19 protein-coding genes are annotated in these 23,570 nt (G+C 57.7%); 3 read left to right on the plus strand and 16 right to left on the minus strand.

Translation table 11 applies throughout. The features are described 5' to 3' along the window. Positions 1 to 11 precede the first annotated feature (11 nt). The 8 genes from srlA to yegS all read right to left on the minus strand — a co-directional run bounded on the left by srlA (position 12) and on the right by yegS (position 9,206). Positions 12 to 560, minus strand: coding sequence for a PTS glucitol/sorbitol transporter subunit IIC (gene srlA, locus ACGS9J_RS15025; protein WP_020828107.1), 549 nt, complete (start codon positions 558 to 560; stop codon positions 12 to 14). Positions 561 to 825: 265 nt separating this feature from the next. Beyond that, positions 826 to 1,875, minus strand: coding sequence for a class I fructose-bisphosphate aldolase (gene fbaB / locus ACGS9J_RS15030; protein WP_099062625.1), 1,050 nt, complete (start codon positions 1,873 to 1,875; stop codon positions 826 to 828). A 204-nt stretch (positions 1,876 to 2,079) separates the two neighbouring features. Then, the gene (locus ACGS9J_RS15035; RefSeq protein WP_442231666.1) at positions 2,080 to 2,766 is read right to left on the minus strand and encodes a GntR family transcriptional regulator; all 687 of its coding nucleotides are present in this window, start codon (positions 2,764 to 2,766) and stop codon (positions 2,080 to 2,082) included. 148 nt (positions 2,767 to 2,914) lie between these two features. Beyond that, entirely contained in the window at positions 2,915 to 4,405 is a 1,491-nt protein-coding gene (locus tag ACGS9J_RS15040) for a mannitol dehydrogenase family protein (RefSeq protein WP_442231667.1), read from the minus strand. 59 nt (positions 4,406 to 4,464) lie between these two features. Further along, positions 4,465 to 5,754, minus strand: coding sequence for an MFS transporter (locus ACGS9J_RS15045; RefSeq protein WP_442231668.1), 1,290 nt, complete (start codon positions 5,752 to 5,754; stop codon positions 4,465 to 4,467). An 88-nt stretch (positions 5,755 to 5,842) separates the two neighbouring features. Further along, the gene (locus tag ACGS9J_RS15050) at positions 5,843 to 6,859 is read right to left on the minus strand and encodes a Zn-dependent oxidoreductase (RefSeq protein ID WP_442231733.1); all 1,017 of its coding nucleotides are present in this window, start codon (positions 6,857 to 6,859) and stop codon (positions 5,843 to 5,845) included. A 14-nt stretch (positions 6,860 to 6,873) separates the two neighbouring features. Further along, complete coding sequence (manD, locus tag ACGS9J_RS15055) at positions 6,874 to 8,088, minus strand: D-mannonate dehydratase ManD (RefSeq protein ID WP_442231669.1); 1,215 nt, start codon at positions 8,086 to 8,088, stop codon at positions 6,874 to 6,876. 212 nt (positions 8,089 to 8,300) lie between these two features. Then, complete coding sequence (yegS, locus tag ACGS9J_RS15060) at positions 8,301 to 9,206, minus strand: lipid kinase YegS (RefSeq protein ID WP_442231670.1); 906 nt, start codon at positions 9,204 to 9,206, stop codon at positions 8,301 to 8,303. Between the two features lie 162 nt (positions 9,207 to 9,368). On the opposite strand from yegS, the gene ACGS9J_RS15065 reads away from it, so the two are divergent. Further along, positions 9,369 to 9,623, plus strand: a complete 255-nt coding sequence (locus tag ACGS9J_RS15065) for a hypothetical protein (protein WP_442231671.1) — start codon at positions 9,369 to 9,371, stop codon at positions 9,621 to 9,623. 61 nt (positions 9,624 to 9,684) lie between these two features. On the opposite strand, the gene trhP is transcribed toward ACGS9J_RS15065, so the two are convergent. Together trhP and ACGS9J_RS15075 are read right to left on the minus strand one after the other, a co-directional pair. Further along, a complete protein-coding gene (trhP, locus tag ACGS9J_RS15070) occupies positions 9,685 to 11,037 on the minus strand; it encodes a prephenate-dependent tRNA uridine(34) hydroxylase TrhP (RefSeq protein ID WP_442231672.1) in 1,353 nt (450 codons plus the stop codon). Positions 11,038 to 11,214: 177 nt separating this feature from the next. Next, positions 11,215 to 11,553 carry a YegP family protein gene (locus tag ACGS9J_RS15075; protein WP_442231673.1) on the minus strand — a complete coding sequence of 113 codons (339 nt, stop codon included), beginning with the start codon at positions 11,551 to 11,553 and terminating at the stop codon, positions 11,215 to 11,217. A 352-nt stretch (positions 11,554 to 11,905) separates the two neighbouring features. On the opposite strand from ACGS9J_RS15075, the gene ACGS9J_RS15080 reads away from it, so the two are divergent. Both ACGS9J_RS15080 and ACGS9J_RS15085 read left to right on the plus strand, forming a co-directional pair. Next, positions 11,906 to 12,169 (plus strand): antitoxin, encoded by a 264-nt coding sequence (locus ACGS9J_RS15080; RefSeq protein WP_442231674.1) that lies wholly within the window; start codon positions 11,906 to 11,908, stop codon positions 12,167 to 12,169. 2 nt (positions 12,170 to 12,171) lie between these two features. Beyond that, a complete protein-coding gene (locus tag ACGS9J_RS15085; RefSeq protein WP_442231675.1) occupies positions 12,172 to 12,558 on the plus strand; it encodes a type II toxin-antitoxin system VapC family toxin in 387 nt (128 codons plus the stop codon). Positions 12,559 to 12,564: 6 nt separating this feature from the next. Here ACGS9J_RS15085 and baeR read toward each other — a convergent pair whose 3' ends face one another. Genes baeR through ACGS9J_RS15115 form a run of 6 tightly spaced genes read right to left on the minus strand, consistent with a single transcriptional unit; the run spans position 12,565 to position 23,547 of the window. Beyond that, entirely contained in the window at positions 12,565 to 13,281 is a 717-nt protein-coding gene (baeR, locus tag ACGS9J_RS15090; RefSeq protein WP_442231734.1) for a two-component system response regulator BaeR, read from the minus strand. After that, entirely contained in the window at positions 13,281 to 14,663 is a 1,383-nt protein-coding gene (gene baeS / locus ACGS9J_RS15095) for a two-component system sensor histidine kinase BaeS (protein WP_442231676.1), read from the minus strand. Before baeS ends, baeR begins: the two co-directional genes overlap by 1 nt. Next, on the minus strand, positions 14,663 to 16,093 hold the full coding sequence (locus ACGS9J_RS15100) for an MFS transporter (protein ID WP_442231677.1): 1,431 nt from the start codon (positions 16,091 to 16,093) through the stop codon (positions 14,663 to 14,665). Before ACGS9J_RS15100 ends, baeS begins: the two co-directional genes overlap by 1 nt. 10 nt (positions 16,094 to 16,103) lie before the next feature. Further along, positions 16,104 to 19,184 (minus strand): multidrug efflux RND transporter permease subunit MdtC, encoded by a 3,081-nt coding sequence (gene mdtC / locus ACGS9J_RS15105; RefSeq protein WP_442231678.1) that lies wholly within the window; start codon positions 19,182 to 19,184, stop codon positions 16,104 to 16,106. Continuing rightward, a complete protein-coding gene (locus ACGS9J_RS15110; RefSeq protein ID WP_442231679.1) occupies positions 19,181 to 22,300 on the minus strand; it encodes an MdtB/MuxB family multidrug efflux RND transporter permease subunit in 3,120 nt (1,039 codons plus the stop codon). Before ACGS9J_RS15110 ends, mdtC begins: the two co-directional genes overlap by 4 nt. Then, on the minus strand, positions 22,300 to 23,547 hold the full coding sequence (locus tag ACGS9J_RS15115) for an MdtA/MuxA family multidrug efflux RND transporter periplasmic adaptor subunit (RefSeq protein ID WP_442231680.1): 1,248 nt from the start codon (positions 23,545 to 23,547) through the stop codon (positions 22,300 to 22,302). Before ACGS9J_RS15115 ends, ACGS9J_RS15110 begins: the two co-directional genes overlap by 1 nt. Positions 23,548 to 23,570: the final 23 nt, after the last annotated feature.

Consider the following 23,570-nt stretch of genomic DNA (forward strand, 5'->3'; position numbering starts at 1 on the left):
CACTCCACGGATTAAAGTTGCACCTGACGATCCAGGCGGATCCCCATCTTGCGTTCGAACAGGCTGGTGGTGAGATCGGTGATCCAACCGCGGAAAAAGTTGGTGAACAGCCCGACCAGGAAATAGCTCACCGCCAGCGGCCCCAATGGCAGGCCGAGGGTGGTTAGCCCGCTGGCAATGCCGAGGTAGACGAAGAGTTCACCGGGATTGATATGCGGGAACAGGCCGTTCATGGAGTGGCAACTGTAGGACGCCGCCGCGTAGTAGCTGGGTTTGTATTTCTCGGGCATAAAGCGGCCGAGGCTGAGGGTCATCGGGTTGCAAAAGACAAAGGTGCCGATCAGCGGCAGCAACAGATAACGAGAAACCGGGTTTCCCGCACAGCGCTGCGCCAAGCGTTCGATACGTTCCTGGCCTACAAATTTGATCAGCGCGTTCATAATAACCAACAGGCTGATTAACAAGGGTAAAATGCCGGTCACCATGCCGACAAACACTTCACCGCCTTTCTGAAACAGGCCGATAAACCACTCGGCTCCGTGGGTGATTAGCTCAATCATTATTGTTCTCCTGTGATGGAAGGTATGGCCTGGAGCGAACGGCGGCTCTGTCGCCATGGGCCTTACACTAATCACTTTATGGATTCATTTGTTTTAAATAGATCACAGTTTGAAAGATAAATATTTTATTGTGAAAGTTAATTATGAAAGAAAAATAACTTAATCCTAAGGCAGCGATCAGAAAGGAGAGAGGGGATGGGCAGAAAAAAGCGATAAAAAAGCCCGGCGAACCGGGCTGGGAGAACGAACGGGGTGTGGCTTGGGATCAGGCGATGGTGACTTTCTTGTCCAGATAGGTGTCCTGAACGGCATTGATCAGCGCCACGCCTTCTTTCATCGATTTCTTGAACGCCTTGCGCCCCAGAATCAGGCCCATGCCGCCCGCACGTTTGTTGATGACCGCGGTGCGCACGGATTCCTGCAGGTCGTTTTCACCGGCGGCGCCACCGGAGTTAATCAACCCGGCGCGGCCCATATAGCAGTTGGCCAGTTGGTAACGAACCAAATCGATCGGGTGGTCGGTGGTCAGCTTGCTGTAGACGCGGTCATCGGTATAACCGAATTTCACCGCGCGGTAGCCGCCGTTGTTTTCCGCCATTTTTTGCTTAACGATATCGGCGCCGATGGTGGCGGCAATGTGGTTGGCCTGGCCGGTGAGATCGGCGCTGGAATGATAATCCACGCCGTCTTTGGTGAACGCCGGGTTGCGCAGATAAGCCCACAGCACGGTGACCATACCCAGTTCGTGAGCGCGCTCGAAGGCGCTGGAAATTTCTTCAATCTGGCGGCGTGACTGCTCGGAACCAAAGTAAATGGTGGCGCCGACCGCGACCGCGCCCATATTGAACGCTTGCTCGACGCTGGCATACAGAGTCTGGTCGTATTGGGTCGGATAGCTCAGGGTTTCGTTGTGGTTCAGTTTGACCAGGAACGGAATTTTGTGCGCATAACGGCGCGATACCGACGCCAGCACGCCATAGGTGGAGGCGACGCAGTTACAACCGGCTTCAATCGCCAGTTCGACAATGTTTTTCGGATCAAAATACAGCGGGTTAGCGGCGAAAGACGCGCCGGCAGAGTGTTCGATGCCCTGATCGACCGGCAGAATCGACAGGTAACCGGTACCGGCCAGGCGGCCATGGTTGAGCAGGCTTTGCATTGAACGCAGAACGGTATTGGGACGGTTGTTATCGATCATTATCCGGTCAACAAAGTCGGCGCCTGGCAGGTAGAGATTTTCAGCAGGGATGGTAGTACAGCGGTGTTGCAGCAGGTCTTCCGCTTCCTTTCCTAACAACTGTGCAATATCAGTCATGATGAACTCCCGATTTAGCTTCTCATACACCGGCAACCTAAGGTATCTGACCACCGGCGTAGCAAAAAGCGGTGATTGAAGCTGATAAAACGATATTAATGAAATTCTGACGGCAAGGAGAAACAATAGATGCGATTGAGAGGAATTTCCATTTGCGTGGCCAAATACGTGGGGACGATCGCCCCACGGAACATCTGCGGCTGATTACTCGACGTCGAACCACTCGGTGTTTTGCAAAGCGATAGGGGTGATGGAGTAGATCATCTCCTGCAGGTGCTCATGGATAGCCTGTTCGGCGGCCTCGGCATCCTGCGCTTTCAGCGCTTCAAAAATGCGGTAATGCTGTTGGATTAGGCTTTCCGGTGGCGAAACTTCGCTCAGGCTGAGAAAACGCACCCGGTCCATGGTGGCCTTGATGGTTTCTATGGTCTCCCAGGCCAGCGGGCAGTCGGCAAACTGGGTCAACAGCTGGTGGAATTCATCGTCCAGCGCCAAAAACTCACGCGTTTGCCGGTTTTGCGCTGCCAGCGTCTGACGATGCAAATTATGCTCCAGCGTCATCAGTTGTTCCGGAGTGATCCGTTCCGCCGCGCGACGGACGATCGCGCATTCCACCGCCTGACGAATAAAGCGTCCGTCGGCCACCCGTTTGGCGGAGATCTTCATCACGAAAGTCCCGCGCTGCGGCAGGATCTGCACCAGGCCCGCCTCTGCCAGCTTGATAAAAGCCTCACGCACCGGTTGGCGCGAAACGCAAAAGCGGGTGGAAATCTCTTTCTCAGACAACAAGGTGCCGGGGGGAATGGTGCAATCGACGATATCCTTACGCAGGAAACGGTAGATTTGCTGATTGACCGGTAGATTGTTGGTGAGGCTGTAGGTTTCAGACATGGTGAAAATCAGTAATCTGGCTGGGATTAGGATGCCACCATACTAGCAGATTATTGTTTGATGACGGGTGGATAAATACACCCGCCGAATACGACAACTCAATATTGTTACCCGCCGGTAACGGCGTCATTTGGGGCAGCCGCCATCATCATTCTTGCGGTGAGTCTTGATGAATAGGTAACGCGGCGACGCTGGCTTTGGCGCCCTGAGCTAGCAGTGCAAGATAGGCATCGGTCACCGCCTTGACGAACCGCGAGTTGTCGGGCAGATCGCGGCCAAACACCGTTTCGAGTTGCAGCAGCGCCCGCACCCGTTCGGCGCCTTCGCGACTGTTGCCGACCAAATCGGCCAGGCGTTCACGTAGCGGATCGCTGATGTCGATAGCCTGGCCCTGTTCGTCCTGGCCGCCGACGTAGCGCATCCAGGCGGCAACGCCCAAAGCCAGACAGCTAAAATCGCTGTCTTGCGCCAGATGCAGGCGGATGGCATCCAGCAGACGCTGCGGCAGTTTTTGCGTGCCGTCCATGGCGATTTGCCAGGTGCGGTGCTTCAGCGCGGTATTACGATAACGGGCAAGCAATGAATCGGCGTACTGCGCCAAATCCACACCGCAAACTTGTAACGTCGGTGCCTGTTCCGCCAGCATCAGATGGCGCGCAGCACGTTCAAAATACGCATCCTGCATGCAGTCGCTGATGTGCGCATAACCGGCTAAATAACCCAGATAAGCCAGAAACGAGTGGCTGCCATTGAGCATCCGCAGCTTCATTTCTTCGTATGGCAATACGTCGTGGACCAGTTCGGCGCCGACCTTTTCCCACGCCGGGCGCCCCTGCGGGAAGTTATCTTCGATCACCCATTGGCTGAAGGGCTCGCAGGCGACACCGGCCGGGTCGGCAATGCCACCCAGCAAACCTGCGATGCGTTGCTGTGTTTCCGCTGTCACGGCCGGGACAATACGGTCGACCATGGTGGAGGGAAACGCCACTTGCTGTGTGACCCAGTCCGCCAGTTCTGCATCTTGCCGCTGGGCCAGTTGGCAGAGCACGTTGCGGGTCACCTGACCATTGGCCGGCATATTGTCGCAGGACATCACGGCAAATGCTGGCAGGCCACGTTCACGGCGTAGCCGTAGAGCTGCCAGGATCAATCCGGGGGCAGACTGCGGGTGCAGCGGGTTGGCAATGTCGTGCTGAATGTCCGGATGTTCTGACAGCAACTGGCCGCTGGCGGGTTGATAGCAGTAGCCTTTCTCACTGATGGTCAGTGAAACAATGGCGACCTCCGGCTGTGCCATGGCTTCGAGTACGGCTTCCAGCCCGTCGACCTGCAAATGCAGCGCTTGCCTGACGACGCCGACCACCTGACCTCGCCAGCCGGTGCCGTCCATTTCGGCGACTGTGTACAGCAAACCCTGCTGCTGCAAGTCGGCGATTTTTTGCTGACCGTTGTGCATGCTGACCACCGCGTAGCCCCAGTCGCTGGCGTGATCGTTAGCCAGACGTTCGGCGTATACCGCCTGGTGCGCACGGAAAAATGCACCAAAACCAAGGTGCAGGATACGGGGTTTAAGCTGTTGACGATCGTAGCCTGGCTGTGCAATCGCCGCCGGTAGCGTGCCGTTGCTGGAAAGAGTCATGCTGAAATTCCTGAAAGAGTGGGGCGAAAAGCGGGGCGACGTCGGTCGCCCCGGATGCGTCAAGGCTTCGAGATTTGCGGTTGTACAGTAGTGCGCGGCGCTTTGATCACCAACAGCACCAGTACTGCACCCAGCGCGGCCACGCCGCCCGCCAGCATAAAGGCGCTGTCGAACTTGCCGGTGTTTTGCACAATATAGCCGGTGACGATCGGACCAATGATGCCGGAAACGCTGCCGACCAAATGGATAAAGCCGCTGGCACCGCCGACCCGGGATTTATGCACCACGTCCTGAATAATCGCCCAGTAAATGGCACCGGTGATGTACAGGAAGAAGATCGACACCGACATCAGCATCACCGCCGGCACTACGCTGCTGACGGTACCCGCCAGCGCCACGCAGATGGCCGCCGCCAGCAGGCTGGTGACCAGTACGATCTTGCGTGACAGCAGCAGCTTGCCGGTGATATTGAAAATCTTGTCGGAGATATAGCCGCCGAGCGCCAGCCCGACAAAGCCGACAATCCATGGGATCATGGTGGTGAGGCTCATTTCCTTGATGTTCAGGTTGTGCGCCTGCACCAGGTAAGAAGGGAACCAGCTCAGGAAGAAGAACAGGATGTAGTTGTAGCAGAAGAAGGCGAACGCGGTGACCAGAATGATCGGCTGCTTCAGGTAGTAACCCAATCCGTGCGCGGCGTTGCTCAGCTCTTCTTCCGCGCTGTGGGTTTCCTCTTTCATCCGGTTGACCAGCGCGAGCTCTTCCTCGCTGACGCGTTTGCTTTTTGCCGGGTTATCCGCCACCACGAAGAACCACACCAGCATCCAGACGATGCCGATCGAGCAGATGATCATAAACGCCGGTCGCCAGCCAAATGCCAGCGCCAGATAGCCGACGATCGGCCCGGCCACGGCACCTCCCAAGGGGGAACCGGCGCTGAGCAGACCCATGGCGGTCGCCGCCTGTTTCTTGGGGAACCAGCCGTTAATCATTTTATTGGCCGAGGCGCAGATTGGCCCTTCGGCCATGCCGAACAGCACACGCAGGATCAGCATGGAATAGAAGCCGGTGGCCAATGCCGTCATGCCGCAGAAGATTGACCACAGGCCAACGGCTACCCCGAGCACCAATGTCGGGCCGAATTTGTCTACCGCCAACCCGCCAATAAAGTTGAATATGGCGTAACCGAAGAAGAAGCTGCCGAAGATGATGCCGAACTGCTCGGCATTCAGCATCAGATCCTTCTCGATCATCGGCACGGTAATCGACAGTGCAACACGGTCGAGGTAGTTGATCATGTAGACCATAAACAGCAGGAACACGATGGTCCAACGCAGGTTTTTAAACATAAAAGCACTCCACTTGATGTTGTTTTAATCGCGAAGCTTCATGGTTGAAGAGGGTGGCTTCCTGCCGCCCTCGGCCCTGGTACATAAATCAGTCGAATTGCAGTAACACCTTGCAGCAGGTGCGTTGGTCCTTTTCGAACATCAACATCGCCTGCTCAACCTCGCCGGCCGGCACGCAGTGAGTAATCAGTCGCTGCGGGTCGATTTTCCCGCTGGCCATCCAATCGATGACCTGCGGGAAGCGTGCGCTGTTGAGGCGCGAGGAGAAAATCGACAGCTCCTTACTGGTGATGCTTTGTTGGGTCAGGGTGCAGGCGTCGCCGGAGAACCCCATGATGCCGATACGCGCCGCCGGTGATGCCAGGTTGATCGCCTCCTGCAAAATTGCCGGATGGCAGGCAGCGTCGACGATCAGCGTCGGTCGGATACCGCGTCGTTCCAGCTCGGTTTGCAGCGAGGCTTCAGCGTTGTTGAACGTCCAGTCGGCACCGTTTTCCTGTGCCATCACCAATCGTTCATTGATACGATCGGTGACGATCACCTGCTTCACGCCGTAGACCCCTTTCAGCGTTTGGATCACCGTCAGGCCCATCGGCCCGGCACCGTAAATCAGCGCGATGTCATCGGCGGTGGGTTGCAGGTGGGCGGTGATATTGGCGCCAATGGTGAAAGGTTCGACCATGGCGGCGTGGCGATCGCTGATGCTGTCCGGAATAGGGTAGGCATTGCGTGCCGGGGCGCAGGCGTAGTTGCTGAAACCGCCGTCGCGGTGTACGCCGATCACCTGCAGCTCGGTGCAGACGTTGGGGCGACCTACGGAGCAAGGGTAGCAATGCCCGCAGCTGACAACCGGATCGACCGCAACGCGCTCGCCGAGACGTTGCGGATCAACCTCGCTCCCTACCTGATCAATGACGCCAAAAAACTCATGCCCGATCACGCGTGGGTAGCGGGCGAAAGGATTATGGCCGTGGTAGATATGCACATCGGAACCGCAGATGCCGGCATATTTTACCTTCACCCGCACTTCGTCGGCCGCCGGTTGCGGCAGGGGACGTTGCTGGATAACCAGTTGGCCGGGCTGTTCAATGACGACGCTGTGCATGGTGCGTTCTCCTGTTACCAGTTCCATAAGGTGCCATCCTCCAGGCGTGCGACCGGCAGATAAGCCGGTTCATATGGGTAACGGGCGGCCCGTTTTTCATCAAACTCAATGCCCAATCCCGGTTTGTTGCCGGGATGCATGTAGCCGTCGTTGAAGCTCCAACTGTGCGGGAACACCTCGAGCATCTGTTCGGAGTAGCCCATGTATTCCTGTACGCCGAAGTTCGGCACCCATAAATCAAAGTGCAGCGCCGCCGCCATGCAGATAGGGGACAGATCAGATGGCCCATGTGAACCGGTGCGCACCTGATACAGCGAGGCAAAGTCGGCGATGCGGCGCATGCCGGTAATGCCGCCTGCGTGGGTCAGGGTGGTGCGGATATAGTCAATCAGTTGTTCTTCGATCAGCTGCTTGCAGTCCCAGATACTGTTGAATACCTCGCCGACGGCGATAGGGGTTACGGTGTGCTGACGGATCAGGCGGAAGCACTCCTGATTTTCCGCCGGGGTAGGATCTTCCATCCAGAACAGGCGGTATTGCTCGATGCTTTTGCCGAAGCGCGCGGCCTCGATTGGCGTCAGCCGGTGGTGCATGTCGTGCAGCAGGTGCTCATCGAAACCAAAGCGGTTACGCACCGCTTCAAACAGTTTGGGAGTGAAATCGAGGTATTTTTCCGTTGACCACAGCTGTTCTTCCGGCCAGTTGCCTTTGGTGGCGGGTTCATAGGCCAAGCCTTTACCTTTGGCCATGCCGTAGGTGGTTTTCATGCCCGGCACACCGCATTGGGCGCGAATGGCTTTAAAGCCCAATTCTTTGTGTTTCGCGTAGTCGTCGAGCACTTCGTCGATGGAATGGCCGGTGGTGTGGCAGTACACCATGACGCCGGTACGCGATGCGCCGCCCAGCAACTGATACAGCGGCATGTTGGCGGCCTTGCCCTTGATGTCCCACAGCGCCATGTCTACGGCGGAGATGGCGGACATGGTAACCGGGCCGCGACGCCAGTAGGCGCCTTTATAGAAGAACTGCCAGATGTCTTCGATCTGGTGGGCATCACGGCCGATCAACTGCGGACAGACGTGATCTTTCAGATAGGAAGCTACCGGCAGTTCACGGCCATTGAGGGTCGCGTCGCCGATGCCGGTAATGCCGTCGTCGGTGGTGATCTTCAGCGTGACAAAATTCCTGCCTGGGCAGGTCACAAATACCTCTGCGTTAACAATCTTCATAACGTCTTTATCCTGTTCCCACGGGTCATCATATTGGACGAAAAATACGCCATGAACTAACTACCATACAAGTATGAATTAAAGGATTTGCCGGAGAAGATCACATTTCAACGCAGAATAAAGTGCAAAAGACAGGGCGATAATTGCGGGCCCGGCACAGGGGCCGAGCCTCAGATTAAGCGGCGCCAGGCGCCACGGGAGGATTTAGAACGCTACAGCTGGCCCAGCAACCCGCAGTTTGGCGGCAGTCGGCATTCAATGGCGTGCGGCAGCACTTCGATGCGGAAATGCTTGCCCTTCAGCGGCTCACCGTCGAGATTAAAGGTCATTTCATGCGGCGCCTTGATTTCCAGCCAGGGCAGCGCGGCGCTGATGACGTTCTTGTTTTCTTCATCGTTAAACAGGCTGGCTACCAGCGCGGGCAGAAGTTCGTCAGCGATCAACAGGCGCAGCTGCAGCAGTCCATCGTTGATCAGCGCGTCCGGGCATAGCTGCTGGCCTCCCCCTGCCTGTTTTCCGTTACCGATGCCAATGACCAGCGCGTTACCGGTCCAATGGAAATCCGGCCCACGGATCTCGCAGCGGTCAGCCTTGAGCGTATCCATGCGCAGCAGGCCGTGGATAAAGTAGGAAACGCCGCCCAGCGCCGCCTTCAGCTTTTCTGGCGTCTCGGTCGTGATGCGAGTGCCGAAACCGCCGGTCGCCATATTGATAAAGTAGCGTTCACCATTCACTTTCGCCAAGTCTATCGGCACCGCGCGGCCTTTAACGGCCAGTCGCAATGCCTGTTCCGGCATCAAAGGGATATTGCAGGCCACGGCGAAGTCATTGGCCGTGCCCAACGGCAGAATGCCCAGAACCGGGCGTCCTTGCGCCGGTAAGGCCGCCAGCGCTGCGGCCACTTCGTTGATGGTACCGTCGCCTCCGCCGGCAATCAGCGTACTCACCCCCAGTTGGCAGGCTTCCTGTACATAACGCGCGGCGTCCCCCTGTTCCCAGGTAACCCGAACGTGCAGGGGCTGGCCTTCCTCTCGCAACGTCCGTACTGCAAGGCGAACCTCTTCGTTGCCGGCGCCTTTGCCGTTAATGATAAGAAGCGCTGGTGCTGGTGGATGCATTCCCGATATCTCCCGGCTGTAAACAGATAAGGGGCAACGATAAACTACCCACCGGCGGCAAACCATCAGAATATTCAGTTAATTCTGATTAATCGTTACCGGCAGAGATTATTTCTGAATGATTGACTTAAATTAAGAGATAACTCTGCGGGGGATTTAACGGTGTTTGTTAATGAATTAATTAACCGTTATAGCCTTATTTTTATATCGCCACGATTGCAGGGCGTAATGAAAAATAGCCAAGGAAGTTATTTGAAAGGTAATGAATATACTAATGAAGATTATTTTTACGATACCCAAGAAAAAGCCAGTCCAAGGGAGATTGGACTGGCTAAGGAGGTGGTTCCTAGTATTGCTATGCAAATATTTTTCGTTCTTAGTTTTAAGCAGCCTGATGTTAACCAAGCTGCACAGTAATTGATGTGATCCAATTCTAATATTTGCTAAAAAACGCCTTCAAAGGATAACAACCTGCATTTTACTTCGCAGGAGTATGGCTATCCGGCAAATTTCGGATCAGCAATGCGTAATTGAGATCGATATCTTCCGGGATGGGCAAATAAACGATATGCCCGTTGCCCGGCGCCACCTCGATCGCTTCGCCTTTCTTATTTTGCATGCTCTCCAGGGTAAACAAGACGTTACCGCCTGGGGTCATCATTTCTACACCATCGCCGAGCATGAACTTGTTTTTTACGTCCACTTCAGCCCAACCGTCACGCCGTACGCCGGTGAATTCGCCGACAAACTGCTGGCGTTCCGACAGCGAAGAACCGTATTCGTAGTTTTGCTGGGCTTCATGCACATGACGGCGCAGGAAGCCTTCGGTGTAACCGCGGTGCGCCAGGCCTTCGAGCGTGGTAAGCAAAGTGGGATCGAAAGGCTTGCCGGCGACGGCATCATCGATGGCGCGACGATAGACCTGCGCGGTGCGCGCGCAATAGTAAAAGGATTTGGTGCGGCCTTCGATCTTCAGCGAATGCACGCCGAGCTGAGTCAGACGCTCCACGTGCTGGATGGCGCGTAAATCCTTCGAGTTCATGATGTAAGTGCCGTGTTCATCCTCAAAGGCGCTCATGTATTCACCGGGCTTCTGCGCTTCGGAAAGCATGAACACCTTGTCGGTTGGCGCCCCGATGCCCAGCGTCGGTTCGACGGTTTGCACCGGGATAGGCTCATGCACGTGCACGATGTTGCCGGTATCGTCTTCTTTGCCTTCTTCCGCTTTGTATTGCCAGCGGCAGGCGTTGGTGCAGGTGCCCTGATTAGGATCGCGCTTGTTGATATAGCCGGACAGCAGGCAGCGGCCGGAATAGGCCATGCACAGGGCGCCGTGAACGAAGATTTCCAGCTCCATATCCGGCACCTGGGTACGGATCTCGGCGATCTCTTCCAGCGACAATTCACGCGACAGGATCACCCGCGTCAGCCCCATTTGCTGCCAGAACTTCACCGTCGCCCAGTTTACCGCGTTTGCCTGCACCGACAGGTGGATGTCCATCTGAGGGAAGGCTTCGCGCACCATCATGATCAGGCCGGGATCGGACATAATCAGCGCATCCGGGCCCATGTCGATCACGGGCTTGAGATCGCGCAGGAAGGTTTTCAGCTTGGCGTTATGCGGGGCGATATTCACCACCACGTAGAATCTTTTTCCCAGCGCGTGGGCTTCGTTAATCCCCAGAGCCAGATTCTCGTGATTGAATTCATTGTTACGTACCCGCAGGCTATAACGCGGCTGGCCGGCATAAACGGCGTCGGCGCCATAGGCAAAGGCGTAACGCATGTTTTTCAGCGTGCCGGCTGGGGAGAGGAGTTCCGGTGTAAACATAATGAGTCTCGGTCTGATTTCAGGTCAGTACCACACCACCAAATGGCGCAGTAAAAGCGGGGAATTGTAGCGGCAGCGCGGCGAGAAATCAGCAGGTAACCGGATTTATTACAGGGAGATTGATCCTGGTCATAAGAAAAACGCGCGATGGCGGGCACCGCGCGCCTTTGAGAGGCATTATGCGCTCAAATCGCGCACGTCGGTGGCCGGACCATTTTTGATCACCGACTGAATGCCGTTTTTTGCCGCCGTTTCAGAACTGTACATTTCACTGACGCCGATCACCTGATGGTTCTTGGCTTTCAGCACAAAGTAAGGCTGATTGCTGGAGCTGTGCTTCAGTTCATATTGCGCTTCGTGAGGGGAATTGGTTTGCACCGAGGCAATGCCATTCTCCGCCGAGGCTTTGCTGGCGTACATCTCGCTGGCCAGAATGATTTCGCCATTACTGGCTTTCAGGTTGAAGTGGTACTGTCCATTCTTTGCTTTTTTCAGCTCATAGTGACCGATTGCCATGGTTCCTCTCCTGTGGGTTCCGATTAGTGATGTAAGTGTAGCCAATGGCTTGAAATTGGGCGGCTAATAAACCGGACTTGAGAAGGGTAGCGCAAAATAAACGCCTTTTTTTTGCGCTGACAGGGAGTTTTGTGTCGCGGGTACGGCGGTAGCACGGGAAGCTAATGGGGAAGGGTGATGCTGAAAGTTTGCGCAGCCTGCCGCATTCTTGATCACGCGGTGTTTCACCCATGGTGCTTGGAGGCTAAGGTGAGGCCGCTGCATAAGTTGCGGTCGAAAAATAATCAAAGCTTCTTGGCATCGACTTTTAACAGGCATATGCTTAGGCCTATGCCTGTTAGAGGAGATGGAAATGGAACGCGTCGCGAAGCTGTTTAAAAACGGCAGAAATCAGGCGGTGAGGTTACCCGTGGAATTTGAATTTGATACAGATCGTGTGTATATCCGCCGCGATCGGGAGGGAAACGTGATTCTATCAAAATATCCGGCCAAACCTGACAGTTGGGCGCCATTGCTGCAAATGATCGAGAAAACGCAGGTGCCGCATGACTTCCTGTCAATTGAAGAACGTGACCAGGGGAGCGCGACTCGCGATCCGTTCGCCGAGGAAGAGTAAGCATGTATATGTTTGATACCAATACGGTCAGCCAGCTGTTCCGTCGGCATCCCCGCTTGCTGAGCGCAATGGAAAACATCCCGCCTTCTGCGGTGTGCATTTCCAGCATTACGCAGGCGGAGCTGCTCTATGGCGTGGCAAAGCGGCAGAACCTTGCGTTAAAAGCGACGGTTGCGGCATTTCTTGACTCCGTGACGGTCTATGCCTGGGACAGTGAAGCCGCACATTGCTATGGTTCGTTGCGGGCGGAAATGGCGAGCAAGGGGCGGGTGATGGGGGCGCTGGATCAGCTTATTGCCGCACACGCGCAGAGCCGCGGGGCGACAATAGTGACTAACGATCGGGCGTTCGCCATGGTACCGGGTCTGACGGTAGAGGACTGGACCTAGGGCCGGTTAAAGCCCATTCACCAGGCGGCAAGGTTCGGACTCCCAGCGGTAACCGACACCGTACACCGAGCGGATAAAGGATTTCTCGCCGTCGATCAGCTCCAGCTTGCGCCGCAGGTTTTTGATATGGCTGTCGATGGTGCGGTCGGTCACGACCCGGTAGTCGTCATACAGATTATTCAGCAGTTGTTCGCGCGAGAACACGTTGCCCGGCTGGCTGGCCAGGGTTTTCAACAGGCGGAACTCCGCTGGGGTGAGATCCAGCATCTGGCCCTGATAGCTGGCCTGGAAACGCGGTTCGTCAATGTGCAGCTGCGTTTCTTCCTGCATATTGTCCAGTGGGCGATAGCAACGGCGCAGAATGGTTTTTACGCGCGCCACCACTTCACGTGGGCTGTAAGGTTTGCAGATGTAATCGTCTGCCCCGATCTCCAGGCCCAGCAGGCGATCGATCTCTTCAATCTTCGCCGTCACCATCACCACCGGCACATCGGTAAAACGGCGCAGTTCGCGGCATACGGTCAACCCATCGCTGCCCGGCAGCATCAGATCCAGCAGGATCAGCGCAGGCGGATGCTCATGCACCGCCGGGACGACCTCGCTGCCGTTGGTCAGCCAACGCGTGGCATAGCCGGCGGCCTGCAGGTAGTCCACCAGCAGTTGGCCGAGCTTGGGCTCATCTTCAACAATCATAATTTGCAATGGTTGATTCTGGGTTTCCATCATGACGCCTTATTCATTACCGGGGTGGCGAATTCTACTGTAATCCGCACGCCGCCCAAAGGCGAGTGCTGCGCGTAGATCGTTCCGTTGTGTGCTTCCACTATGTTTTGACAGATCGACAGCCCCAGACCGGAGCCGCCGCTGGCGCGGTTACGCGAACCTTCGGTGCGGTAGAAACGTTCGAAAATGCGCGCCAACTGTTCGTCATTGACGCCCGGTGCGCTGTCCTGCCAATAAATCAGCAGACGGCCCGGCAGCGTCTGGGCGCCGATCTCCAGTTTGCCGTCGGCGTCGGTGTAACGCAGGCTATTTTCCAGCAGGTTGTTGAACAGTTGGTTAAGCCGATCCGGGTCGCCAAACAGCGGCGCTTGTTCGGGCAGTTTTGTCACGATTTCCAGCCCTTTAGCGCGAAAACGCTCGCGGAAGCTGGCGACGGCGATTTGCAGTAAATGCACGCAATCGACTGGTGATTTACGGTAGGCGAGCGCGCCGAGATCGGAGAGCGACAATTGGTGCAGATCGTCCACCAGCTTGGTCAGGGTAGAGACTTCCGCCTGCAGTGAACCCAGTGAGGCCGCCGTCGGCTGGCGTACGCCGTCCTGCAGCGCTTCCAGCTCGCCGCGCAGCACTGCCAGCGGGGTACGCAACTCATGGGATACGTCGGCCATCACGGCGCGCCGCATTTGCTCGTTTTTTTCCAATGAGGTGGCGAGTTGGTTGAAGTCTTGCGCCAGCCTGCCCAGTTCATCCTGGCTGCTGACGGCCACGCGGGTGCTGAAATCCCCCGCCGCCAGCCGATGGGTACCGGCTACCAGCCGTTTGACCGGCGCCAGCAACCCGCGTGACATCAGCAAGGTAACCGCCGCCGCCAGTAGGGTGGAAAGGGCGACAATCATCCAACTGGTGCGCCTTTGTTGCTGATCGAAGCTAATGTCGGTATTGCGCGTCAGCCTTTCTATCGGCGTGGTGATCACCCAGCCGACGATTTCATTGTTGTAACGGATCGGGTGGCGTGGGCCTTCTTTGGGCACCGGGCCGGAATGCCCGACCAGCCGGTTGTATTGGCTGTCCACCACCCAGAATTGGGTGCGCCAGCCTTTGGGCGGCAAATTGTGGCTGCTGTCGCTGTTTTGTTCGAACGAGCGCATGATCTGGTAAATCACCTGATCGTTATTGCGCAGAAAAACCCAGTTACCGTGGCGGCTGTACTGTTCTTCCAATGCTTCGCTCAGCATATTGATGCGCTGCTCGTTACTGTTCTTGATGTAGTCGATAAAACCGCGTTCGAAGCTGATGCGAACGCCCCAGTGCATGGTAATTAGCACCAGCATGCAGGTGGCGAAGATGGCCATGAACAGCTTGCCGGTGATGCCTATTTTCATTATTGCAACCTCGTGGAGCCGGTGCCCGGCTCTTTGGTCAGCGTACGGTTGGGCGCGGTATCGGCCGGAACGCGGGCGAAGGCCAGCGCGGGCAGGGCGATGATTAACGCCATGCAGCAGTAGCTGTAAATAAATGCGCTGTGGATGGCCGGGCTGTCGGTGACCACCTGGTGATGGGCAAAGCTGCCGATCAGAATACCGGCGATGCTGACGCCGAGGCTCATCGACAGTTGCATCACCATCGACAGCAGGCTGTTGCCGCTACTGGCCAAGCGGTCAGGCAAATCTTTCAGCGTCAGGGTGTTCATGGCCGAGAAGCGCAATGAATTGACCATGCCCTGGAGGAACAGTACCACCGGCAGCAGCCAGATCCAGCCGAGCATCGCCACCAGCGGGAAACTCAGGCTGATCAACGCCAGCATCAGCGTGGCGGCCACCAGCACATTGCGGTACCCAAAGCGGTTAACCACCCGCACCACAATACGTTTCATTCCCATGCTGCCGATAATCATCGGGATCATCATCAACCCGGCGTGGAACGGGGAAAATCCCATGCCGACCTGCATAAACAGCGGCGTCATAAACGGCAGCATGCCGCTGCCGATACGGCCCAGCAGGCTGGCCGTCAGCCCCACTTTATAGGTCTGCGTTTTGAACAGTCGCAGCGAGAACAGAGCCCGGCTGTTACCGCGCGCATGCCACCAATAGCCGGCCAGCGCCGCTACACCGGCCATCACCAGGGCGACGATGGCGGGAGAAGACAGCCCCATCCCTTTGTGACCGTCAAGCGCCAGCGTCAGCGTCGCCATGCCGATCGCCAGCATGATAAAGCCGCTGATATCGAAGCGGCGGGTCTGCATGCGGTAGTTGGGCATCAGCAACAGCGTGGCAATGGCCCCGGCGATCCCCACCGGAATATTGATCAGGAAAATCCAGTGCCAACTGGCGTACTGCACCAGAAAACCACCCAACGCCGGCCCCATTAGCGGGCCGATTTGTCCGGGCAGGGTAACGAAGGTCATCGCCGCCATATACTGTTCACGCGGGACGATTTTCATCACCGTCAGGCGGCCGACCGGCACCATCATGGCTCCACCGATGCCCTGAACCACGCGTGAGGCGATCAGCTCGTTCAGGGTTTCCGAACGGGCGCACAGGATGGAACCCAGGGTGAACAACACGATAGCGCTGAAGAACACCCGCTGTACCCCAACCCGATCCGCCAACCAGCCGCTGGCGGGCAGCATGACCGCCACCGTCAGCACATAGGAGACGATCACCGACTGCATGCGCAGCGGATTCTCCCCCAGGCTGACGGCCATCGACGGCAGGGCGGTGTTGACGATGGTGGTGTCCAGCGTCTGCATAAAGAAGCCGAACGCCACAATCCAGAGTTGCCACTGTACTGAGGCGGTGTGTTTTATAAGCATCAATCAGCCATTATTGGGGCAAAGGATCCAGTTTCTTGCCGCGGCGGAACTTCATCTGCAGCCGGTCAAAATACAGGTAAACCACCGGAGTGGTGTACAGCGTCAGCAGTTGGCTGACGATCAGGCCGCCGGCGATGGTGATCCCCAGCGGCTGACGCAGCTCGGCACCGTCGCCGTGAGTCAACACCAGCGGCAATGCGCCGAACAGCGCCGCCAGCGTGGTCATCATGATGGGCCTAAAGCGCAGCAGACAAGCCTGGAAAATAGCGTCATGTGCGCTGATGCCGCCCTTGCGCTGCGCATCGAGGGCGAAGTCGACCATCATGATGGCGTTTTTCTTCACGATACCGATCAACAGCATAATGCCGATCAGCGCAATCAGACTGAACGGTGCACCGAACAGCTCCAGCGCCAGCAGGGCGCCCACTCCGGCGGAGGGCAGGGTGGACAGGATGGTCAGCGGGTGAATATAGCTTTCATAAAGAATGCCGAGCACGATATACACCGTGGCGATGGCGGCGGCGATCAGCAGTAACTGGGATTTCAGCGTTTCCTGGAACACCTGGGCGGTGCCGGCAAAAGCGCCACGCACGGTTGAAGGCACGCCAAGTGCCGTCATGGTACGGTCCACGGCGGCGGTAGCGTCCGACAGACTGCCGCCATCCGGCAGGTTAAACGAGATGGTCGACGCGGCCGACAGCCCCTGATGGTTGACCGACAACGGCGCATTGGCGGGGCGCCAATGGGCAAAATAGGACAACGGGATCGTCTTGCCGTCCTTGTTGATCACGAACATTTTGTCCAGCGAGCTGACGTCCTGGGTATAGGGCGGCGCGACTTCCATCACCACTTTGTATTGATTGAGCGGCTGATAGATGGTTGAAATCTGACGCTGGCCAAAGGCGTTATTCAACAGGTTGTTGGCGTCGGAAACCGAAATGCCCAGCCGGGCCATAGTTTCGCGATCGTAAACCAGGTCCATTTCCGAGCCTTTGTCCTGCTGATCGGAGTTAACGTCCGCCAGCTCCGGCAGCGCGGCCAGTGCGATGCGGATCTTCGGCTCCCATTCGCGCAGCGCGGCAAGATCATCCGCCAGCAGCGTGTACTGATAACTGGCGTTAGCCTGTCGGCCGCCGACGCGGATATCTTGCACCGCCATCAGGAACAGGCTGGCTCCCGGCTCTTTGGCTAACCGGGCGCGCAGCCGGGCGATCACTTTCTGCGCATCATCGCTGCGGACCGACAGCGGCTTCAGCGAGATAAACATCGAACCGCTGTTGGTGCGTGAACCACCGGTAAAGCCGGTGACGTTTTCCACATCGGGATCTTCGCGCACGATCTTCATGAAATCTTCCAGCTTAACGCGCATGGCCTGGAAGGAGATGCTCTGGTCGGCCTGGATAAAGCCCATCAGGCGGCCGGTATCCTGCTCCGGAAAGAAGGTTTTCGGGATACTGATATACAGCCAGACATTGAGTGCGATGGTGGCGAGGAAGATCGCCAGCACCCAACGCGAATGGCCGAGCACCCAGCTCAGCGAGCGGCCGTAGCCCTTTTGCAGCGCCAGCAGCATTTTACCGAAGCCGCGAATGCGCCGCTGCGCGCGTGCCGGCTGGTGGCGCAGCAGGTAAGCGCACATCATCGGCGTCAGCGTCAGAGAGATAATCAACGACAGCCCGATCGAGACCGACAGGGTAACGGCAAACTCACGGAACAGGCGGCCGGGCAGGCCTTCCATCAACAGCAACGGGATAAACACCGCCACCAGTGACACGCTCATTGAAAGCACGGTAAAGCCGACTTCCCGAACCCCCTGCAACGCGGCGTTGATCGGTTTCATGCCGGCTTCGACGTGGCGCGAGATATTCTCCAGCACCACGATGGCATCATCGACCACAAACCCGGTGGCGATGGTCAGCGCCATCAGTGACAGGTTATTCAGGCTAAAGCCGCACAGGTACATGGCGGCGAAAGAACCGATCAGCGATACCGGCACCGCCACGGCGGGGATCAGCGTCGCGCGGCCGGAACGCAGGAAGATGAACACCACCAGGATCACCAGCCCGATAGCGATCATCAGCGACTGTTCCACTTCCGCCAGCGAAGCGCGGATAGTCGGCGAGCGATCCTGTGCGATATTCAGCTGGATCGACGCCGGGATATTGTCCTGCAAGGCGGGCAATTCGGCGCGAATGCGATCGACGGTTTCAATGATGTTGGCGTCCGGCGCCCGACTGATGGCCAGAATAATCGCCGGCTTGGCGTTGGTCATCCCGGCATTGCGTACGTCCTGCACCGAGTCTTTGACCTCGGCCACGTCGCTCAGGCGCACCGCCGAGCCGTTGTTGTAGTGGATAATCAGGGGCCGGTAGACCTCAGCGGTTTTCAACTCATCGTTGGCCTGGATCTGCCAGCGTTGTTGCTGATTATCTACCGCTCCCTGCGGCCTGCGCACGTTGGCATCGCTGATGCTCTGTCGCACCGCGTCGAGCGATATGCCCTGATTGAACAGTGCGCTCGGGTTGAGTTCGACCCGTACCGCAGGCAGGGAGCTGCCGCCGACCGAGACGTCGCCCACCCCTTCGGTCTGGGCAATTTTTTGCGCCAGTTGGGTCGAGGCGAAGTCGTAAAGCTGTCCCTGACTGTAGGTTTCCGAAGTCAGCGTCAGGATCATGATTGGCGCGTCGGACGGGTTGACCTTACGGTAGCTCGGGCGGCTCGGCATGCCGGTGGGCAACAGGCTTTGCGCCGCGTTGATCGCGGCCTGTACGTCGCGTGCAGCGCCGTTGATATCACGGTCGAGGTCGAACTGCAGAATGACGCGCGTACTGCCCAGTGAGCTCATTGAGGTCATTTCATTGACCCCGGCGATCCGCCCCAACGCGCGTTCCAGCGGTGTTGCTACCGACGAAGCCATGGTTTCCGGATCGGCGCCCGGTAATGAGGCGCTGATCGAGATCACGGGATAGTCGACCTGCGGCAGTGGCGAGACCGGCAGCAGGCTAAAGCCAATCACGCCGCTGATGGCGATCGCCAACGTCAGCAGGGTGGTGGCTACCGGTCGGTAGATGAACAGGGCGAAGAATTTCACGGCAGCTCCTGCGCATCCGGCTGACGGCGAGTGTTACGCGCCAGCTTGTCAAACAGCAGGTAGATCACTGGGGTGGTGAACAGCGTCAGGATCTGGCTCATCACCAGCCCGCCGACCATACAAACCCCGAGCGGGTGACGCAGTTCCGCGCCGACGCCGGTGCTGAGCATCAGCGGCAACGCACCCAGCAACGCGGCCAGCGTGGTCATCAGTATTGGCCGGAAACGCAGCAGACAGGCCTGATAAATCGCATCGTACGGCGTCATTCCCTGCTCGCGCTCGGCGGCCAGCGCAAAGTCGATCATCATTATGGCGTTTTTCTTCACGATGCCGATCAGCAGGATGATGCCGATAATGGCGATCACATCCAGCTCGCTGCCGGCCATCATCAGCGCCAGCAAGGCGCCGACCCCGGCGGTCGGCAGGGTGGAGAGAATGGTGACCGGGTGAATAAAGCTCTCATACAGCACGCCCAACACGATATACATCGCCACCACTGCCGCCAGGATCAGCCACAGGGTGCTGCCCAACGCCGCCTGGAACGCCAGCGTTGCGCCCTGGAACTGGGTGGTGATGTCTTTCGGCATATTGAGGTTTTTTTCCGCCAGGGTGATGGCCTCGACCGCTTCCCCGAGCGAATAATTGCCGGCCACGTTAAAGGAGATGGTTGCCGCCGGGAACTGATCGAGGTGATTCACCGACAGCGGGCCGAAACGTTCCTCGATTTTGGCAATGGTGTTCAGCGGCACTATGGTGCCGTTGCTGCTGGTCAGGCGGATCTCATTCAGCGCCGCCAAGCCAGGCGTGGTGCTGACGTCATGTTCCAGCACCACGCGGTACTGGTTGGCCTGGGTGTAAATGGTGGAGATCAGCCGCTGGCCAAAGGCGTTGTACAGGGCGTTATCCACGTCGCTCATGCTGATGCCAAGGCGGGAAGCCGAGTCGCGATCGACGTTAACGTAGGCCACCAGTCCCTGATCCTGCCAGTTGCTGGTCACGTCAGCCAACTGCGGTGCCTGCTTCAGTTCCGTCATCAATTGCGGTACCCACAGGCTGAGATCGTCCAGCGACATCGCCTGCAGCGTAAACTGGTATTGGGTACGGCTGACCTGGGTGTCGATGGTCAGATCCTGCACCGGTTGCAGATACAGCTTCACGCCGGGGAACTGCGTGCTTTGCTGTTGCAGGCGCGTGATGATGGCGGGAATACGGTCGCTGCGTTCGCTTAACGGCTTGAGGTTGATCTGCAACCGGCCGCTGTTGAGCGTAGCATTGCTGCCATCGACGCCAACGAACGACGTCAGGCTCTCCACGGCCGGATCCTTGAGGATTTCTGCCGCCACCTGCTGCTGGCGCTCGGCCATATTGCTGAACGACACCGACTGAGGTGCCTCCAGCGTGCCCTGAATGATGCCGTTGTCCTGCACCGGGAAGAAACCTTTCGGGATCAGCAGGTAAAGCAAGACGGTGAGCACCAGCGTGCTGAATGCCACGCCGAGTGTCAACCAAGGGTGATTCAGCACCGTTTTCAGCCATTTGCCGTAGCGGGCGATGACCCGCTCAAAGAAGCGCTCGGAGGCGGCAGAAAAACGGTTCTGTTTACGCAGGGATTCATGGCTCAGCATGCGCGCGCACATCATCGGCGTTAGCGTCAGCGAAACCACCGCAGAAATCAAAATCGCCACCGCCAATGTCACGGCAAACTCGCGGAACAGCCTGCCGACGATATCGCCCATAAACAGCAGGGGGATCAGGACGGCCACCAGCGAGAAGGTCAATGAAATAATGGTGAAGCCGATTTCGCCGGCGCCTTTCAACGCGGCGTCGAGCGGCTTCTCGCCCTTTTCGATGTAACGCGAAATGTTCTCGATCACCACGATGGCGTCATCGACCACAAAGCCGGTGGCAATGGTCAACGCCATCAACGTCAGGTTGTTGATCGAGAAGTTCAGAAAGTACATGGCGGCGAAGGTACCGATCAACGACAGCGGTACGGCGACGCTGGGAATAATAGTGGCCGGCACGTTGCGCAGGAACACGTAAATCACCATCACCACCAGCGCGACCGCCAGCAGCAGCTCGAACTGCACGTCGCTGACCGAGGCACGAATGGTGGTGGTGCGATCGGTCAGCACCTTGACGTCGACCGACTTCGGCAGGCTTTTAATCAGCGTAGGTAACATCTCGCGGATGCTGTCGGCGGTGGTAATGACGTTCACCCCCGGTTGGCGCTGAATGTTCAGCACTATCGCCGGCTGTTTATTGGCCCAGGCCGCCAGCCGGGTATTTTCTGCGCCTTGTTCGATGGTGGCGATATCCTGCAGGCGGATAGCGGCACCATTCTGGTAGGCGACAATCAATTGACGGTAGTCTTCGGCGGACTTCATCTGGTCATTGGCGGAGAGCGTGACCGAGCGCGTCGGGCCGTCCAGGCTACCCTTGGCGGAATTGACGTTGGCGTTGCTGATGGCGGTGCGGATGGTTTCGCTGTCCAGGCCATAGGCGGCAACGGCCGCAGCATTGAGTTTTACGCGCACGGCCGGGCGCTGACCGCCGGAAATCGTCACCAGCCCGACGCCGGTCACCTGGGATATTTTCTGTGCGACACGGGTTTCCACCATGTCTTCCACCTGGGTCATCGGCATGGCGCTGGAGGTCACGGCCAGCGTCAGGATCGGGGGATCGGCCGGGTTAACCTTGCTGTAGATCGGCGGGTAGGGCAGATCGTTCGGCAACAGGTTGGTGGCGGAGTTGATTGCCGCCTGGACTTCCTGCTCGGCGACGTCGAGCGGCAGTTCAAGCTGAAATTGCAGGGTGACGACCGACGCGCCACCGGAACTTTGCGACGCCATTTGTTTCAGGCCGGACATCTGGCCAAACTGACGTTCCAGCGGGGCAGTAATCGCCGAGGTGACCACGTCCGGGCTGGCGCCGGGGTATAGCGTGACCACCTGAATGGTCGGGTAGTCCACCTCCGGCAGGGCGGAAACCGGCAGGGCGCGGTAACCGATAATCCCTGCCAGCAGGATCGCCAGCATCAACAACGTGGTGGCGACCGGGCGCAGAATAAACAGGCGGGATGGGCCGCCGCCGGCGTTAGGTGGCATCACCTGCATCAGGATTTCCCCTGAGTGCGCGATGAGGGAGTCGGTTTGCCGGCTGGTGAAGCCGTCTGCGGCGTCACCACTTCAACCTGCATGCCTTCGGTCAGGCGATCGATGCCGTCGGTCACCACCCGATCGCCGGCGTTCAGACCGGCGTTGATCACCACTTTTTGACTGTCCTGCACGCCGGTGGTCACCAGATGTTTACTGACCTTGTTATCTTCGCTCAGGGTCCAGACGAAGTTGCCTTCGTTGCCCATTTGCAGCGCCGCCGTGGGGATCACTATCGCGTCATGCAGCGTGGCTACCTTTAAGCGAGCATTAACAAACTGATTGGGGAACAGCGCGTCGTCCTCGTTGGTGAAGCGGGCCTTCAGTTTGATGGTGCCGGTGGTGGTGTCGATCTGGTTATCCAGGCTCAACAGCGAACCGGTCGCCAGCTGATTCTGGTTGGTGCGATCCCAGGCTTCGACGCTGACCGGGCCGGCTTTTTGCGCTTTGATCAAATCGCCGATATTGCCTTCGGGCAAGGTGAATACCACGTCGATAGGGTGAGTCTGGGTGATCACCACAATGCCGGTGGTGCTGCCGCTGGTGATGTAATTACCGACGTCCACCAGCTTCAGGCCGACGCGGCCGTCAATCGGCGCGGTGATGCGGCTGTAGGTGATTTGCAGCCTGGCGCTGTCGACGGTGCCCTGATCGGCTTTGATCGCGCCTTCGGTCTGTTGCACCAGGGACAGCTGGGTATCCAGATCCTGTCGCGAGACCAGATTGGTTTTGGCCAATTGCTGGTAACGCGCCAGATCGCGCCGGGCATTGGCGAGCGTGGCCTGGTCTTTGGCCAGTTGTCCCTGTGCCTGAGTCAACTGCACTTCAAACGGACGCGGGTCGATCTCAACCAGCAGATCGCCGGCCTTGACCTGCTGCCCCTCGGTAAAGTGGACCGCCATCAGTTGGCCATCGACCCGGCTGGTGACGGTCACGGTGTTGGCGGCGGTGGCGGTGCCCAGCCCGGAAAGATAGCGCGGGACCGTCTGTTGCGTGGCGGTTGCCGCCTGTACCGGCGACATTGGCGCTCCCCGTCGCCCACCGCCTGCGGCTGCTTTGTCCCCACCGGCGTGACGCGCGCCCGGAGCGGCATTGTCGGCAGGTTGCGAAGCGCTGAAGTGACGCCAAATCAGCACGGCGGCAATAGCCACAATGACCACCACCAACAGGCGCAGTAACAGTGAACGACGTGGGTTTTTTGCATTCATGGTGGCGAAAATCTCTCCAAAAG

The sequence above is a fragment of the Serratia quinivorans genome (assembly GCF_052113645.1).
Classification (GTDB): domain Bacteria; phylum Pseudomonadota; class Gammaproteobacteria; order Enterobacterales; family Enterobacteriaceae; genus Serratia; species Serratia quinivorans_B.